This window comes from Streptomyces sp. OZ13 (assembly GCF_052068155.1).
Classification (GTDB): domain Bacteria; phylum Actinomycetota; class Actinomycetes; order Streptomycetales; family Streptomycetaceae; genus Streptomyces.
The window spans coordinates 119,510-133,543 of sequence record NZ_JBQHCZ010000009.1; the positions used below are offsets into that span (position 1 = coordinate 119,510).

At 70.9% G+C, this 14,034-nt stretch carries 12 protein-coding genes and 1 pseudogene; 7 read left to right on the forward strand and 6 right to left on the reverse strand.

Annotated features, from left to right (window positions below; all coding sequences use genetic code 11):
- Positions 1-673 precede the first annotated feature (673 nt).
- Positions 674-1,003 carry a hypothetical protein gene (locus ACTMTU_RS21095; RefSeq protein ID WP_441265052.1) on the forward strand — a complete coding sequence of 110 codons (330 nt, stop codon included), beginning with the start codon at positions 674-676 and terminating at the stop codon, positions 1,001-1,003.
- 527 nt (positions 1,004-1,530) lie between these two features.
- Here ACTMTU_RS21095 and ACTMTU_RS21100 read toward each other — a convergent pair.
- Complete coding sequence (locus tag ACTMTU_RS21100) at positions 1,531-2,220, reverse strand: NAD(P)-dependent oxidoreductase (RefSeq protein WP_441265053.1); 690 nt, start codon at positions 2,218-2,220, stop codon at positions 1,531-1,533.
- A 228-nt stretch (positions 2,221-2,448) separates the two neighbouring features.
- Here ACTMTU_RS21100 and ACTMTU_RS21105 point away from each other — a divergent pair, with 228 nt between their 5' ends.
- On the forward strand, positions 2,449-3,348 hold the full coding sequence (locus ACTMTU_RS21105; protein ID WP_441265208.1) for a LysR family transcriptional regulator: 900 nt from the start codon (positions 2,449-2,451) through the stop codon (positions 3,346-3,348).
- Between the two features lie 218 nt (positions 3,349-3,566).
- On the opposite strand, the pseudogene ACTMTU_RS21110 reads toward ACTMTU_RS21105, so the two are convergent.
- A pseudogene (locus tag ACTMTU_RS21110) lies at positions 3,567-3,983 on the reverse strand (3-phenylpropionate/cinnamic acid dioxygenase subunit beta).
- Between the two features lie 462 nt (positions 3,984-4,445).
- Here ACTMTU_RS21110 and ACTMTU_RS21115 point away from each other — a divergent pair.
- Together ACTMTU_RS21115 and ACTMTU_RS21120 are read left to right on the forward strand one after the other, a co-directional pair.
- Positions 4,446-4,691 (forward strand): hypothetical protein, encoded by a 246-nt coding sequence (locus ACTMTU_RS21115; RefSeq protein WP_441265054.1) that lies wholly within the window; start codon positions 4,446-4,448, stop codon positions 4,689-4,691.
- Between the two features lie 98 nt (positions 4,692-4,789).
- Positions 4,790-4,975, forward strand: a complete 186-nt coding sequence (locus ACTMTU_RS21120; RefSeq protein WP_441265055.1) for a DUF1737 domain-containing protein — start codon at positions 4,790-4,792, stop codon at positions 4,973-4,975.
- An 82-nt stretch (positions 4,976-5,057) separates the two neighbouring features.
- Here ACTMTU_RS21120 and ACTMTU_RS21125 read toward each other — a convergent pair whose 3' ends face one another.
- From ACTMTU_RS21125 to ACTMTU_RS21140, 4 genes are all read right to left on the reverse strand, one after another.
- Positions 5,058-5,498: a hypothetical protein gene (locus ACTMTU_RS21125; protein WP_441265056.1), complete on the reverse strand. Its 441-nt coding sequence runs from the start codon at positions 5,496-5,498 to the stop codon at positions 5,058-5,060.
- Between the two features lie 169 nt (positions 5,499-5,667).
- Entirely contained in the window at positions 5,668-6,618 is a 951-nt protein-coding gene (locus tag ACTMTU_RS21130; protein WP_441265057.1) for an adhesin, read from the reverse strand.
- Positions 6,619-6,727: 109 nt separating this feature from the next.
- Complete coding sequence (locus tag ACTMTU_RS21135; protein WP_441265058.1) at positions 6,728-8,692, reverse strand: MFS transporter; 1,965 nt, start codon at positions 8,690-8,692, stop codon at positions 6,728-6,730.
- Between the two features lie 168 nt (positions 8,693-8,860).
- Positions 8,861-11,401: a serine hydrolase gene (locus ACTMTU_RS21140; RefSeq protein WP_441265059.1), complete on the reverse strand. Its 2,541-nt coding sequence runs from the start codon at positions 11,399-11,401 to the stop codon at positions 8,861-8,863.
- Positions 11,402-11,622: 221 nt separating this feature from the next.
- Here ACTMTU_RS21140 and ACTMTU_RS21145 point away from each other — a divergent pair, with 221 nt between their 5' ends.
- From ACTMTU_RS21145 to ACTMTU_RS21155, 3 genes are all read left to right on the forward strand, one after another.
- Entirely contained in the window at positions 11,623-12,354 is a 732-nt protein-coding gene (locus ACTMTU_RS21145) for a GOLPH3/VPS74 family protein (RefSeq protein WP_159690978.1), read from the forward strand.
- A 300-nt stretch (positions 12,355-12,654) separates the two neighbouring features.
- Positions 12,655-13,524: a helix-turn-helix domain-containing protein gene (locus ACTMTU_RS21150; RefSeq protein WP_441265060.1), complete on the forward strand. Its 870-nt coding sequence runs from the start codon at positions 12,655-12,657 to the stop codon at positions 13,522-13,524.
- Between the two features lie 172 nt (positions 13,525-13,696).
- Entirely contained in the window at positions 13,697-13,906 is a 210-nt protein-coding gene (locus ACTMTU_RS21155; RefSeq protein WP_441265061.1) for a DUF397 domain-containing protein, read from the forward strand.
- Positions 13,907-14,034 lie beyond the last annotated feature (128 nt).

Genomic DNA, 14,034 nt, shown 5'->3' on the forward strand with positions numbered 1-14,034 from the left:
ATATTCCTCCCTCGCGAGGCCACAGAGCACCCATTACTCGGATTATAGTCTTTAGTACCTTTTGCCCGATTATGGAGCGTGGGACGGGGTGGTCCGACGAGTGGCCTGAGGCCCCTGCCCCGAGCTCTCGCGGACACTCCGGGCAGAGCGCCGCGGGAAGAGAACCGCGGCCGTGGAGAAGAAGGGTGAGAGGCCAGTGACCCAGGCGTGGACGCAGGCAGTACGAAGCCAGCTTGACCTGGGCCGGCTGCTCCCGCTCGGCGGGCCCCACGACGGGACGTGGATCACGGAGCAAGCGGCCGTCGAGGTCCTCGGGCGCACTGCCGCCGAGGTCCCCGGTGTCCGACTGGAGTCCCTGCGCATCGGGTCGGCGCCGCTCCAACCCGTGTCCGTGCCAGCCGTCCGTCCGCCGGCCAGCGCGCTACCGCCTGGCCCACTCACCATCGAGGCCGCCTTCACCGCATCCCTCGTGCGGCCGCTGCCGGAGACCGCCGACGAATTGAGGAGCACACTGCTGGGCGCGGCCACTGAGCGGCTCGGGCTGGCCACGGTGACGGCTGACATGCGCGTAACGGATCTCCATGAGGTCCCGGAGGCAGGCGTGACGTCTCGGACCGCGGCGACGGCCATGAGGCCCACGCCGGAAGCTGCGGCCACGCGGAGCTCGCCCCCGGTGACCGGAACAGGGTCCATGCGGGGACTCGTCGGGGAGCTGGCGGACGTCGCAGCGGGTGTGCCGGGCGTCGCCCACCTCACCGCCGTGCTGGGCAGCCGCCCGGTCAGGGTGGAGGACCATGATGATCCACCCGGCCGACACATCGAGGTTCACCTCGCGGTCGGCCCCGGACACCATCCATTGCAGGTCGCCCGCGCCGTCCGGGAGGCGGTGGCCGAGGCAGCCACCACTGGCACCCCGGGCCCGGTCACCGTCGCCGTCCTCATCACGGAAACCGCGGCCTGGCGACAGACCTCGCCGGTCACCGTGATGAGTGCCCCTCAGTGATCAGCCAGCCCCCTTCACCGGCCGTCCCCGGTTCTTTCCCGAAAGTGCGCGGACCGCTCCGCCAGCCCCGTCCTGCCACGGTGTGAGACCTGCCTGGCAGGGAACCCGCGGATCGGAAGGACGATGGCACGGGAAGTTGGCCGGCAAGTACGGTGCACTCATGGCGTCCGATTCCCCGCCCCTGTGTCCCGAGTGCGGCCGGCCGATGCGATTCGGGGCGTTCGCGCTCAGCCGGCGGGAGGACGACGACAAGCGCGTCTGTCGCAGTGTGTGGGGCTGTCCCCAACGCCACATCTGGTGGCAGTGGGCCGATCGGCCGGAGAGTCCGCCGGAGCTTTGCCCGTACCCCGACCTCTTCGGCGGCTGACATCGGTCGTTGACAACTCAGCTACAACCTAAGCGCCGAGGCGACAGGAGGCGGGAAACGCGTCCTGCTCGATGACCTGCCATTGAGCGACATGATCAGTCGCCGCCGGCCGACGCCGTGGCCGGTCCGGTTGCGAGCGGCAGCATGCCCGGCGACCGGCTCACGCCGGTGGGTGTTCGCCGTGGTGGACGACCGTGATGAGGTGGTCGGGGCCGGGGGTCTCGAGTTCGTCGAGCACGGCGACGGCCAGGTCCTCGGCGCTGATCCAGGAGCGGCCGTCGGCGCCTATGAGCAAGGTGTCGGTGCCGCGCCGATAGCGGCCGGTCCGTTCGCCTGGTTCGAGGAGGGCCGGGGGACTCAGGTAGACGCAATCGGCCGCGGCATGGGCCTGGCAGGTTCGCAGCTGAGCGATTCCGGCGGCGGCGACGGCCTTGATATCGGCAGGCACGTACGCCGGGTTGTCGGCGACCAGCAGTTCGCGGTCCCCGGGGCTGCGCAACGCGCCGGCGCCGCCGACCACGAAGACGCGGATCCCGAGCTGTGCGGCGATGTCCAGCACCGTACGGGTGGCGCCGGCCAGGAACTCCTCATCGACCGGCATGGTCCGCACGGTCAGCACGACGGCGTCCGCGGCACCGCGGGAAGCGGAGCCTGCGAGCGCTTCGCGCAGAGCGTCCGAGTCGTTCGCGTCGGCCGCGATCGGCGTCACGCTCGGGCTCCTCGGGTCCTCACTCGCGGGTTTCCGGGACAGGGCGAGCACCTGGTGTCCGCGTGCGCCCGCCTCGTCGACCACCCGCCTGCCGACCATCCCGGTGGCGCCCAGTACGGCGATCGTCATGCCTGTCTTCATCGGGTCCGTCCTTCTCGTATGTGGTCGGCGCGCATCGGGTCTTCTCGGATCCGGCTTCGGCCGGTGGACCGCGTCCCACTCGTCCCGACGGTTTCGGGCATGGCGCTGAACCGCGAGCAACGCGGCCCGGGCGGGAAGAGGTGGGCATGTGATGAAGTCTCAGACCCGCCTCATCAATGAGTCCAACACATGCTTGTCATCGCAGCCATGAACCAGAACGATGACGAGGTGGACCTTCAGCAGATGCGCTACGTCGTCGCCGTGGCCGAAACCGGTAACTTCACCCGGGCCGCCGAGCGTTGCTTCGTGGTGCAGTCGTCGCTCAGTCACCGGATCGCCGGCCTGGAACGGGAGCTCGGCGTCAGGCTGTTCGCCCGGTCCAGCCGCCGCGTCGAGCTGACCGCTGCGGGAGCGGCGTTCGTCGCCGGCGCACGCGATTGCCTGGCCGCCGCCGACCGCGCTGCTGCCGACGCCGCCGCCGCGACCGGCTTGGTACGCGGCCGGCTCGCCGTGGGCGTGATCGTGACGACGGCCGCCGTGGATGTACCGGAGCTGCTGCGGCGGTACCGCGCCCTGCACCCGGACGTCCACGTCGCCCTCCGTTCCGGACGCAGCGATGAACTGGCGGCGGCGGTCAAGAACGGCGACCTGGACATCGCCTTCCTCGGCATGCCGGAGAGCGAACGGCCTTCCGGCGTGGAGTGCGTTGTTCTCGCTCATGACGAGCACGTGCTGGTGGTGCCGGCCGGACACCGACTGGCGGGCGTTTCCCGGGTCACGTTGCGGGAGATCGCGGAAGAGACGTTCGTGGACTTCGTGAGCGGGACGCCCGCGCGGGCCCAGTCCGATCAGGCGTTCGCCGCCGCGAGCCTGGTTCGCCAGGTCGCGTACGAGGTCGGCGTCGTGGAGCTGATCACCAGGCTGGTCGGGCGCGGGCTCGGCATCGCGCTGCTGCCGTCGGCGTTCATCCGGCCGCGGGCCGCCGACGACCCGGAACTGGCGCTGGTTCCGGTGGTCGACGGGCCTCACCGCATCGAGTACCTGGCGTGGAGCCGCTTCAACCCGAGCCCGGCCACCCGAGCGATGCTCGACGTCCTCGGGGTCGGGCCGCGGGCGACAGCATCCTGACCCGCGACCGCTTTTTCACGAGTGGCCTCCGCCTTCGCATCCGCCGCACAGGGCGGGCCGGTTGCCGGGGTCCGCGCGGTGGCCTGTCGGATCGACAGCCGCGGCGGCTTTCCAGAACTCGCGGACAGCCGACTCACCGGGCGGCGGACAGGCCAGCAGTCTGTCCGCCGCCCGGTGAGCGGGGCGGCGGTCCGGACCAGACGGACGTCGGACGGACGTCAGACGAAGATCGAGAGGTTCTTCGCCATGAGGACGGACTGGTCGAGCAGGAGCCGGCGGCTCACCACGCGCCAGCCGTCCTCGGTGCGCCGCAGCGTGTCGCGGCGGCGGCCGACGAGGAAGTCGGTCTCGTCGGCGACGCGGTTGCGCTACACCAGGAACCGGCAGCTGACGCGCACCTCGGGCAGCTCGACGTGATCGAGGCGCACGTTCGTGACCAGGTGCGAGACGCGGGAGACCGGCTCCTCCGCCCAGTGCTTGCCGGTGGCGAGCTGGGCGACGCGGAGTTCGGCTGTGTGCTTGTCCTCGTCGAACCACTGGACCTCGCCGGGGCGGGTGTTCTCCCGCTCGGCGACGTCGTCGTACTGGACGTTGAGCCGCAGCGGGACGCTGTAGTGGTAGTCGTCCGCCAGCAGGCCGAGCCACTCCTAGTAGCGGCGCTCGTCCAGCAGGTCGGCCTCCCGGTAGAGGAAGTCGGAGACTTCCCGCTCCAGGAGCAACTGCTCGATGAGCTTTTCGTCGATGGCCATGGGCCCTCCCTCGGTGGTCAGTTGTCCTCTTCGCGGCGGCCGATCTCAGGGACCGCCTCCTGGGAGATCCCGCCGGCCCGGTCGTCGACCTTGGCCAGCTGGTTCCGCCCTCAGCGCAGCCTTCGCGGTGAGCTCCCTGGCGCGCCGGGGACGGGAACGACGGGCGGAACCGGAGCCGGCTCCGAACCCCCGCCAGGCCGCCGAGGACACCGAGGACACGAACGATTCCGAGGGCGCCGAGGACGCCGAGGACACCATGGCCGACCAGTCCGAGGCCGACCACATGTTCTTCGCCTCGCTGAGCCGCGAGGCCTGGGCGGTTTCCCTCGCTACCTCGCCGCCTTCTTCGTGGCCCTGTACGTGTTCGGCCTGTATGTCGCCGCGGCGGTCTTCACCGTCGTCTACCTGCGGTTCCAGGCCAAGTCCTCCTGGCTGTTCTCCGGGCTGTACGCGGCCGTCCTGGTCGCGGCCGTCCACGCCCTGTTCGGACTCGTCCTGACACCGGTGCCTCCGCCGAGGACGGCCACGAGGTCGGTCTGGCGGGGGAGACCGTCCGCGTACATCGACCTGCTCGAGGAGGCCTACGGCCGGTGAGCTGACGGGCGGTCCGAAGCCGCGACGCCACCCGACCACCGCGGGGGCCGTACGGGATGCCGTACGGCCCCCGCGCGGGCTTTGGGATGCTTGGGTCCATGAGCACACCTCCCGACGGTCTGCCCGTCTATCGCGTTCTGACAGGTCCCGACGACGCGGCGTTCTGCCGTCGCGTCAGTGAGGCACTCGAGCTGGGGTACCGGCTGCATGAAGGGCCGGCCGTCACGTTCAACGGTGACCGGGTCGTCGTGGCCCAGGCCGTGGTCTGGCCGGCGGAACGGTAGGAGGGGCGCAGCCCCGGGGCGACGACCGGGGCGTCCGGGATGTTCGGGGCGTTCGGGGCGTTCGGGGCCGGGGAAGGCCCCGTCACCAGTCGCAATCGTCGTCGCGGTCCCAGCGGCCCCCGCCCGGATGGTCGCGGTCGTCGCGGCAGTCGTCGCGGTCGCGCCAGGTCTGGGACGGGGTGGGGGTGGGCGTCGGCGTGGCGGCCGTGGTGGCGGGGGACGACGGCGACGAGGCGACCAGGGCCGACGCCGTCGCCGGGGCCGGGGAGGCGACCGGCGAAGAGACCGGGGAGGAGACGGGGGACGAGGACGGCCGCGTCCCCGCGGCGGTCGAAGGATTCGGGGTGCTCGGGGTGGGCGACGGGACGTCCGTCGGTGTGATCAGGTTGGGGCGTCCGCCGACTTCGACGTCGGCCACGGGAGCGGGCTCCCCCACGGTTTCGCCGCTGTCGTCCCCGAGCATCAGCATCGCGCCGCCGAGCAGCGCGCCCGCGCCGAGCACGGCGCAGAGGCCGAGCAGCACCTTGGGGCGTGACGGGGCCCGGTGACGCCCTGGTGTCCGAGCGCCGGGCGCCGCGCACGCCTCGCACGCGCGTCCGTTGGGTCTGCATCCCTCACAAAGCATGACGGACACTATGCAGCACTGCCGTACCCGCCCGCAGGCAAGGGGTCTCTTCGTTCCGCGAGGGGGCTCACGCGCGGCACTCGGCCCGCATCTGCGCCGCCGCGTGGTGCGCTCCGCCGCGGCCGTCGCCGCCCACGTCCTCGCCCCTGTCGACGAGTTGGACGGTCAGCCGCTGGTCGTGGACCGGCACCTTCTCGACGACGAGGCCGCTGCCCCGCAGTTCGGTCTGGTCGATCTCGAAGACCTTCACCACGCTGCCCGGATCGTCCGGGTCCGACAGCACGTGATAGGTGGTGGGCCGGCCCGCCACGTCGCGGTCGCGTCCGCTGTCGGGTACGACGACGGCGACCGAGCACGTGTCGTAGCCGCTGCCGACGTACCAGGACCAGGTCCCCCGCCCGTCTCCGTCCTTGGTGCTCCTGCCGGACATGGGGACCGCCGTGAAGCTGCCGTCACAGCCGTCGCCCCGGTGGCCGCCGGAGCTGACGGTGTACCAGCCGCTGTCGCCGTCGCTGAAGCGGTTCTCCTCCCGGTAGAGCCCGCCTCCCGTGCAACCGGGCCCGGCCCAGGCGGAGTACGCGGGTCCCCGGGCCTGCTCGGGCGGCCGGACCTTCGCGGGTGGCTTCGGGGTGGCGCGCACGGGCGGCGGGGAGCCCGCGTCGCTCGGCGGGTCCGCGGGGGCGATGCGCTGCGGCGCGCCGCCCAGGTCGCCGATGTCGCCCGCGCCGGGGGCCGGGCCGTCGCCGGATGCTTCCGAGGCCTGCGAGGTGTTCCCGAACAGGTCCGCGGCAGAGACGGTCAGGGCGGCCACCGCCACCACGACGGCCCCTGCCAGCAGGAGTCTGTTCCTGCGGGAGGCCAGGAACAGGCGTCCCGGCAGGGCCCTTCCCGTCGACCGTCCGGGGCCGGGGTGCCCGGCCGACTCGCGCCTGGCCGTCTCACCGGCCTTCCCGCACCTCGGGCAGTTCATTCCCGGGAGGGCCTGTGTGCCGTCGCCGCCGCATTGTTCGCACGCCATGTATTCGCACCTGCATCAGTGGACCGACCGATCGGTATGCCGAGCGCGTCCACTATGCACGAGCAGCGGAGGGTGAGGTAGGTGTTAACGCGGGTAAGGGCGAAAGGATCTAGCGGAGTTCGTCAGGGCAGGGAGTACCGCGGGGGAACTGGTACGGGGCGGCGAGCCGGTAGGTGCCGGGCCGCGGGGCGAGGAGTTCGGTCCACTCGTCGCCCTCCGTGTCCTCCTCCGCCTTCAGCAGACAGCCGTTGGTGTTGACGAAAGTCCTGGGTCCGTCCTCGCGGGCCTGTGACTCCGGCGTCTCCTGCGGGCCTTCGACGCCCTTGCCCTCGTCGTCCACGAGACTCAGCCACGGAGAGTAGGGGACGCGGATCAGCACCCGGCCGGCGTTCTTCACATGGATGGTCAGCTCGCCCGCGCCCGCATGGTCCACGGTCGCCGGCGGTTCCGCCATCGGCGTCGGGTTCTCGACCGCGAACAGCTGCCAGTTGGCGTCGCCCCAGATACGGGTCAGATAAGGCTGGCCCGCGCGGACGAGCTCCGCCTCCTGCTCGGCTCCGCTCGAGTCCGGCGCCCCCTTCGGCAGCACCACGTAATGCACCGCCCACCGGTGGAGCCATTCGCGGTAGTCCGCGGAGGTGAGGACGTTCTCCTTGTCGTAGAAGAGCGGGTTGCGCTTCATGTCGGCCTGACGGTTCCAGCCGCGGGCCAGGTTGACGTACGGGGCGAGGGCGGACGCCTCCCGGTGGCTGCTCGCCGGCACGACCTCGACCCGCCCGCGTTCGGCGTTCACCTCCTGGAGCCGGTTGACCAGCGGCGCGAGCTCGCGGTTCCAGGAAGCCGTCGGGGCCGTACGGACGATGTCGTCCACGCCCTTGTAGCCGATCCAGGTGTTCAGTCCGACGACGGCGATGACGACGGCGTACCACTTACGGGAAAGGGGCACGGTGTACGGCAGGGCGGCGAGCAGCACCACGCCCGCGAAGAGCATCGGCAGCCTGGACACGTTGGACCCGATCTGCGAGTCGATCGCCCAGGTCAGCAGCGTGCCGACGGCGTAGACCGCGGCGCCGGTGCGGACGGTGCGCCACTCCTTCGGTACGAGGAGGAGCACGAGGACGCCGTAGAGGAACGGGAGCGACGTCGACCCGATCGACATGGGCTGTGTGCCGGAGAACGGGAACAGCCACGCGGAGAGGGCCACGACGAGCACCGGCGTGAGGCCGATCGTGTACGCCCCCGGCCGGCGGCCGTTGAGGAACAGCGCCGCGGCCACCACGCCGAGGAACAGGCCCGCGACGGGGCTTGCCGCGGTGGCGAGACCGGCGAGCGGCGCGGCGACGGCGGCCTTCGCCCAGCGGTGGTGCCGCAGGCGGTGCGGCCAGCAGAAGACGGCGCCGACCGCGCCGAGCGCGAACATCATGCCGAGACCGAAGGTGACCCGGCCGGACAGCGCGTTGCACAGGAACGCGAAGACGCCCACGAGGGAGCACGCCACCGGGTTGCGCACGGCACGCACCCGGACCAGCATCAGCGCGGTCAGGGTGGCCGACACGGTGCCCGCGAGCATCATGGTCGTCCGCACGCCGAGGACCGACATCAGGTACGGGGAGACCACGCTGTACGAGACGGGGTGCATACCGCCGTACCAGGCGAGGTTGTACGCCGAGTCGGGGTGGCGGCCGACGAACTCGGCCCAGGCGTCCTGGGCCGCGATGTCGCCGCCGCTGTTGGCGAAGAAGAAGAACCAGAGCAGGTGCACGAAGGCGGCCGCGGCCGTCGCGAGGGCGACGGGGTGACGTGAGAGGCGGTCGCGTACGCCCACCGACCGGGTGGGAGCGGGAGTGGGGGCGGAGGTGGAGGTGGGGTTGGACGGGAGTCGTGGCTCCGGCAACTGCGGCTTCGACGGCGCATTCGACCTCGACTGCTGACGGAGCGGTATTCGCGGACCGGTGCCGATGGTGTTGTCGTCGGCGGCCGCGGAGCCGTCGACCGGCCGATCGCCGCTGGTTCCAGCCGTGTTCGTGCCGTGGGTGCTGCTGCCGTCCGTCCGTGTCGGCTCAGCGGTGGTCACTGCGGCTCTCCCCGTCCTGTCCTGCTGTCCGCCGTCGTCCTCCCGGCCGGCCGCGCCACGATGCTCGCTGTTCGCTTCTCGTTCCACAAGACGCTGCCCGGGCGCCCGAAGTTGCCCCGGGACGCTAGCACGCGGGCGCCCCGGTCTCCCGGGACGCCCGCGCGGCGGTCAGCCGAGGCGGGTGAGCTTGGCGCCGACGCCCGGCTCCGAGAGGTCCCGCTGCAGGGCGACAGGTGCGCTGACCTTGCCGACGCCCTCGCCCACGGACACCTGGCCGACGACCGTTCCGGCCTTCGCCGCGTGCGGGACCGCGCTGCCGTTCTCCGCGATCTCGATCTTCACCTGGAGACCGGCCCAGCCGACGGCCTTCAGGTCCTTGGTGGCGACGACGGGCGTACGGCCGCCGAGTCCGTCGTCGACGTGCCCGACGACGTCACCCTTCTTGACCACCGTGGCCGAGGTGACGGCCTCCTGGGCCGGCGGGATCAGGGCGATGCTGTAGTCGATCGCCTTCTCCAGCTTCTGCCACAGCTGAGGAGCGTCCTGCGCGCCCATCACTATCCCGACGATGCGCCGGACCTCACCGTCGACGACGGCGTTCGCGGACCAGAGCAGATTGCCGCCGGCCGGCGTGGACGAACCGGTCTTGATACCGCCGACACCGTCCATCAGCAGGGCCCGGTCGTTGTTGTTGCGGATCTTGCCGTCGATGCCCGGGATCTCGACCTGCGTCGTGTTCACGATCTCCCTGAACACGTCGTTCTCCATGACCGCCTTGCCGAGCTTGATCTGGTCCAGCGGGGTGGAGACGGTGGTGGCCTTGAGACCGCTCGGGTCGGTGTAGGTGCTGTTCGTCATGCCGAGTTCCTTGGCGGCGTCGTTCATCTTCTTGACGAACGCCTCCTCGGAGCCGGCGTCCCAGCGCGCCAGCAGACGGGCCGCGTTGTTCCCCGAGGGGATCATCAGCAGCTGGAGCATCTGCTTCTCGGTGAACTGCTGGCCTTCCTTGATGGGAGCCGTCGACTCGCTCTTCGCCTTCGACTCCTCCTCGGCCTTCTTGTCGACGGTGATCTTCGGGCCGACCTGCTTGCCGGTGATCGGATGGTCCCTGAGGATCACGTACGCCGTCATCGTCTTCGCGACGCTGGCGATGGGAGCGGGCTTCTGGGCGCCGTACTGACCGAGACTGCCGACGCCGACGACCTCGGCCGCGCCCTGGCCCTCCGCCGGCCACGGGAGTTCGAGCTTGCCGCCCTCGAAGCTGTAGGTCTCCTCCGCGGACAGCGCGAGCGTGGGGTCCGGAAGCGGACGCACGAGCTGTACGACCGCAAAGACGATCAGGAGGAGCAGGACCAGCGGCGTCCAGATCTTGACCCGTCGCACGACCGTGCGGACCGGCGTCGGCGGCGGCGGAGGCGTGTTCGTCAGCTCGGCGAGCAGGTCGAGCGGCGGCAGCGGCGGCAGCGGCTGCTGCCTGGTCCGCTCGGCCTCGGCGAGTGACGCGGGAGTCCCGGACGCGGCCGGGAGCGGCTGCGCCGGCGCGGGGGCGGGCGCGGACGGCGCGGGGGCCGCCGGTGCCGGCGCGGAAGACGCAGCGGCCTTGGGCGTCTTGGGCGCGGCGGCCGGGGGACGTACGTCGTCGCGGCGCAGCGGCACGAAGGTGCTGGTGCGCTCGGCGTCCGTCTCCGGCTGCGATGCCGGCTCGGGACGGGACTCCGGACGGGACTCGGGCTTCGCGGCGGGCGTGGCCCGCGGGGGCATCTTGAGGGCGGTGGTGGGCTGGTCGACGGCCGGACGCCGCAGCGCCTTGAACATGGTCGTCGGTTGGTCGACGCCGTGCCCGTCGGCCTCGGCGGGGGCGTCGGCTTCGCTCTTTGCTTCCGCACTGACCGGGGCTTCCGCTTCGCCGTCTTCGGCGTCTTGGCCGTCTTCGGCGTCGGGGCTCGTGCGCCCGGCCTCGTCCTCGTCCTGGCCGTCGCCGTCGACGTCCCCTGCCGACGAGCCGTCGGCGGACCGTTCCGCCGCCGGCGCATCGGTGTCGTCCGTGGCTGTAGCTGTGGCCGCGTCAGAAGCCTTCACGTCGGCAGGCTCGGCGCCGTCCGACGTGTCGGCGGCATCGGCCGTGGCGACCGCAGCCGCGTCCTCCGCCTCGTCGCCGTCGGGAGTGGCGTCGCTGGACGGGTCCTTGGCGGGCTCGTCGGCCGTGGCGGCCTCCGCGACGGGCTCCGTGGCGGACGACGCCTCCTCGGAGACCTCCGCGCTTCCCTCGGCCTCTTCCTCCTGCCGGACGCCCTCAGAGCCCTCCTCAGAGCCCTCCGAGTCCTCGGAAGCCTCGGGCTTCTTCGAGCCGTCGGAGTCCTCCGAGCCGTCCTCCGGTTCGTCCGCCGTCGCCACCCACGCCGCAACCGCGGCGCGCAGGCGTGCGTCATTGCCCGAAGGGGCCGCGTCCGGCTCCTCGGGCGGCGGCGTGGTCCTGAAGACGGCCGTCGCCTGGTCCACGGGGGCCGGGCGCTCCGTCGCCTCGTCCGTCGTCGTCGTGGAGGTGTCATGGCCGGAGCCCTGTCCCTGCACGGCGTCGCGCCCGGGAGATGGCCGGCGGAACACGGTGAGACGCGGATCGCGCTCCTCCTGAGTCGTCTCCCCCGACGACTTCCGCTGCTCCGACTTGTCGGGGGACTCGCCCGCCACCGTGCCTCCTCCATGAGTCATGTGCCATGCGCCATGCGTATGTCTTCACGAACACCAGGAACCGGCGGCCCGCCGACGGCCCGTGGTGTCCGAACCATCTACCAGTGTCCTGTGTGAGCGCTTGGCTCCCGTGCTAGACGAGAACGACATACCTATCGGTTCCCTAACAAAGCACCCAGGCGCCCTCGACAGACCAATGTGAGAGGGGTCACCCTGTCATTCATCCACGCGGGGAGGCATGGATGGGCAGGAGCCGCAGAACACTTCCGGAGGAGCTTCTGCTGCTCGCTCTGGACCCGGCAACGGGTACCACAGCGCAGCCGCAGTCGCTCGACCTCGGCCTGGCCGGGGCACAGCTAGTAGAGCTGGCTCTGGCAGGACGGATAGCCCCAGACGGGGATCGTATCGCCGTGGTGATGCCACGGCCGACAGGAGATCCGACCCTGGACTCCGCACTGGAGCTGCTGCGCAGACGCGGCAGTCCGGTACGGGCGGTCCACTGGATCGGCGGGCCCCGGCTGGGGCTGCGCCAGATTTACCTCTCGCATCTGGAGCGGTGCGGCATGGTGCATGCCGTTGCGGGCCAGATGTGCGGAGTTCTGCCGACGACTCGCTACCAGGCGACGGACACGGCGATCAGCCGGGACATCAGGGCCCGGCTGGACAGTGCGATCCGCACCGGTGTACCACCGGACCCGCGGACCGCGGCGCTTGCCGCACTGGCCCACGCGGTCGGACTCGGCAAGCACCTGTACCCGGGCAACGAAGGGCGTTCCTCGCGGTCCCGTCTGCGGGACCTCATCAGGCACGACCCGATGGGCGGCCTCGTCGCGCACGCGGTGATGGACGTCCAGAACGGTGTGGCCGCCCAGCCGCGCCGTGCCCAGCCGACGGCCCCCGCAGGCCGCCAGCCGGGACCCGTACCGATGCAGCCACGCCGCAGCAGCATGGCGGCACGTGTCGTCGCGCACTGAGCACGGCACCACAACACCGCACCACCCGACACCCCTTGAACGGCACCGCGGAACCGGGGCGCTGAAGCGCCGTAGCCGGAACCGCGGTGCCGCACAGCAGGACCGCCGCACCGTCGTCCCCAACGGCCGGTTCGGGAGCCGCAAGTGAACGCGCGGGGCAGCCAGGAGGCTGCCCCGCGCGTTCGTATGTGCAGCCGCGGCGTTCGCGCGTGTAGCCATTTGGCAGCGCAGCGACCACCATTGGTGGCAATCTGCTCAGCAGTAGATACGCACAGCTACACAGTCGGAGGTGCAGTACCCGTGGCGTCCAACGTCAATCCCACCGTCAGGAGACGCCGATTGGGGCAGGAGCTGCGCCGGCTCCGGGAGCTGAAGGGCATGACGGCGGAGGAGGTCGCGGAGCGCCTGCTCGTCTCCCAGTCGAAGATCAGCCGTCTGGAGAACGGCCGTCGCTCCATCAGCCAGCGCGACGTACGCGATCTGTGCGGGGTCTACGAGGTGGAGGACCACCGGATCGTCGACTCGCTGATGCAGATGGCCAAGGACTCCCGCCAGCAGGGCTGGTGGCACGCCTTCGGCGACATCCCGTACAGCGTGTACATCGGTCTGGAGACCGACGCGGCCAGCCTGCGGGTGTACGAGCCGCAGGTCGTTCCCGGTCTGCTCCAGACGCGGCAGTACGCGGAGGCACTCATCGCCGGTGCGCTGCCGGAGAGCGGCACCACCGACATCGAGAAGCGCGTCAGCGTCCGTCTGCGCCGCCAGGAGCGGATCAGGGACGCGGAGCACCCGCTGCGGATGTGGGCGGTGATCGACGAGGCGGCGCTGCGCCGGCAGGTCGGCGGCCGGCAGCTGATGCGCGAGCAGCTCGAGCACCTGGTGGAGCTGTCGCAGCAGCCCCACGTCACCGTGCAGGTCCTGCCGTTCGAGATGGGCGCGCACCCGGGCGTCAACGGTCAGTACGCGATCCTGGAGTTCCCGGACACCTCCGACTCGAGCGTCGTCTACATCGAGGGCGTGACCAGCGACCTGTACCTCGAGAAGGCCAACGACGTGCAGAAGTACAGCGTCATGTACGAGCACCTGCGCGCGCAGGCCCTGAACGTGGAGCAGACGCGTCAGTTCATCGCGTCGATCGCCAAGGAATACACGGAGGGAGACGCCGCCTGACCCAAGGCGGCGGAACGGTACACCAGAGGCACCGTGTGACGGAAGAGTCGCATGGAATATGCCATCCGGTCGAGTGAACGCCCGTCTCGCGCCCCTCTGTCGGCGAGTAGCGTCGATCACGCCAGCAAGAACGTTGGCTCGGATCACACCACTTGCCGGAAGCGGAGCGAACATGGCAATCCTTCAGGGCGCGACGGAGAGCTGGACGAAGTCCTCCTACTCCACGGGAAACGGCGCTTGTGTCGAGGTCAAGTCCCCTGTAGTCCACGCGATCTCGGTCCGGGACTCGAAAGTCCCCGCAGGCCCGACGATCACCTTCGTCCCCGACTCGTGGAACGCGTTCGTGAATGAAGTGGGCGACGGCGCGTTCGATCTCGGCTGAGCGCGTCGCCGCCCGCGGTACGAGCACGCGAAGACACGAGCGACACCCCGCACAAGACAGTACCGAGAGCCCTCTCGACTGGATCGCCGTCCCGGCCGAGGGGGCTCGGCCGTACCCCGGACCGCGTC

What these genes read in the sequence shown, in the direction of transcription:
- ACTMTU_RS21155 (WP_441265061.1), top strand. Translation starts at nt 13,697, where the DNA reads ATGGCAATCCTTCAGGGCGCGACGGAGAGCTGGACGAAGTCCTCCTAC.
- ACTMTU_RS21140 (WP_441265059.1), bottom strand. Translation starts at nt 11,401, where the DNA reads ATGACTCATGGAGGAGGCACGGTGGCGGGCGAGTCCCCCGACAAGTCG.
- ACTMTU_RS21120 (WP_441265055.1), top strand. Translation starts at nt 4,790, where the DNA reads ATGAGCACACCTCCCGACGGTCTGCCCGTCTATCGCGTTCTGACAGGT.
- ACTMTU_RS21145 (WP_159690978.1), top strand. Translation starts at nt 11,623, where the DNA reads ATGGGCAGGAGCCGCAGAACACTTCCGGAGGAGCTTCTGCTGCTCGCT.
- ACTMTU_RS21100 (WP_441265053.1), bottom strand. Translation starts at nt 2,220, where the DNA reads ATGAAGACAGGCATGACGATCGCCGTACTGGGCGCCACCGGGATGGTC.
- ACTMTU_RS21130 (WP_441265057.1), bottom strand. Translation starts at nt 6,618, where the DNA reads ATGGCGTGCGAACAATGCGGCGGCGACGGCACACAGGCCCTCCCGGGA.